Below are 1,092 nucleotides of genomic sequence, written 5' to 3'. Positions count from 1 at the left end.
TCGCCCAGCCGCGGATCGTGGCGGCCTCGGTGGCGGGGCTGCGGGTGCTGGACCTGCTCGGCGTCGAGGCGGTCCGGGCCACCGGGCACAGCCTCGGTGAGCTGACCGGCCTGCACTGGGCGGGCGCGATGGACGAGTCCACGCTGCTGGGCGCGGCGGGTGCCCGGGGCCGGATCATGGCCGAGGCCGGCGACGGCGGCGGCACCATGGCGGCGCTCGCCACCACCCCGGCGCTGGCCGAGGCGCTGATCGTCGGCGAGCCGGTGGTGATCGCCGGCCACAACGGGCCCCGGCAGACCGTGGTCTCCGGGCCGGTCGAGGCGATCGACCGGGTCTGCGCGCTGGCCGCGGCCCAGGGCGTCGGCGTGGGGCGGGTCAACGTCTCGCACGCCTTCCACTCGCCGCCGGGCTGGCCGAGCACCTGGCGGGGGAGCGGTTCGCCCCGGTCGGCGACGGCCTGGTCTCCACCGTCACGGGCGAGCTGCTGCCCGCCGACGCCGACGTGGTGGACCTGCTGACCCGCCAGGTCGTCCAGCCGGTGCGGTTCACCGAGGCGGTCCGGGCGATGGCCGGGCAGGTGGACCTGCTGATCGAGGTCGGCCCCGGGCGGATCCTCAGCTCGCTGGCCGGGGAGATCCTCCCCACCGTGCCCGCGATCGCCACCGAGACCGACGCGCCGTCGCTGGCCGGGCTGCTGGGCACCGTCGCCGCCGCCTGGACGATGGGCGCGCCGGTCCGCCACGAGCAGCTGTTCGCCGACCGGTTCACCCGGCCGCTGCCGCTGGACAAGGAGTTCCGGTTCTTCGCCAGCCCGTGCGAGGCGGGCGGCGAGGAGTTCGTGCTGGAGCGCCTGGAGGGCGTGGAGAGCGCCGAGCGGGCCCTGCCGGCCCGTACGGCCGTGCCCGTCGGTGCGGCGGCCGCGAACTCCGGGAGCGCGAAGGGCGCCTCCAGCCTGGAGGTGCTGATCCGGCTGGCCGCCGAGCGCGCCGAGCTGCCGGTCGAGACCGTCGACCCGTCGGCCAACCCGCTGGACGAGCTGCACCTCAGCTCCATCACGGTCGGCCAGATCATGAACCAGGCCGCCCAGGAGCT

Annotated in this window: 2 protein-coding genes; both read left to right on the top strand. The window is 76.5% G+C overall.

Features of this window, described 5'->3' with window-relative positions:
* Positions 1 to 518 (top strand): acyltransferase domain-containing protein (locus tag ABD308_RS03590; RefSeq protein WP_344325395.1); only part of this gene is annotated, 518 nt, incomplete at its 5' end.
* On the top strand, positions 506 to 1,092 hold a 587-nt coding region (locus ABD308_RS03585; RefSeq protein ID WP_425554683.1), incomplete at its 3' end, for a hypothetical protein. The genes ABD308_RS03590 and ABD308_RS03585, both read left to right, overlap by 13 nt.

This window comes from Kitasatospora putterlickiae, assembly GCF_039527695.1.
GTDB lineage: Bacteria > Actinomycetota > Actinomycetes > Streptomycetales > Streptomycetaceae > Kitasatospora > Kitasatospora putterlickiae.
The sequence above is the reverse complement of the archived record's forward strand: the minus strand, read 5'-3'. Positions and strand labels throughout refer to the sequence as shown.